Source organism: Pseudomonas sp. SIMBA_068 (genome assembly GCF_046534705.1).
GTDB classification, from domain to species: domain Bacteria; phylum Pseudomonadota; class Gammaproteobacteria; order Pseudomonadales; family Pseudomonadaceae; genus Aquipseudomonas; species Aquipseudomonas putida.
Window position 1 is genome coordinate 1 of record NZ_JAWRYI010000909.1, and the last position, 258, is coordinate 258.

Consider the following 258-nt stretch of genomic DNA (forward strand, 5'->3'; position numbering starts at 1 on the left):
CTGTACTTCCAGCGCCAGTACGTCGCGCGCCTCAAGTACCCGAGCGCCTTCAGCCTGCGCTGCCGCCAACAAGCGCTGGGCCAGCACATCAGGTTCGACCGCGAAATCGTCCGGAGCCCAGATAGCCATGCCGGGTGGCTGCACCAGGCCAGGCTCGAGCTCGCGGATGCGCTCACGCCCCACTGCGGCCATCGAAACCCCGGCCGCCTGCTGCTCGGCGAGCATGGCAAGGGTCTGCTCCTCGCTGTCGAGCCATAT

Annotated in this window: 1 protein-coding gene; it reads right to left on the bottom strand. The window is 67.4% G+C overall.

Translation table 11 applies throughout. The features are described 5' to 3' along the window. On the bottom strand, positions 1–258 hold a 258-nt coding region (locus tag SB756_RS32020), incomplete at both ends, for an FAD-dependent oxidoreductase (protein WP_410913494.1).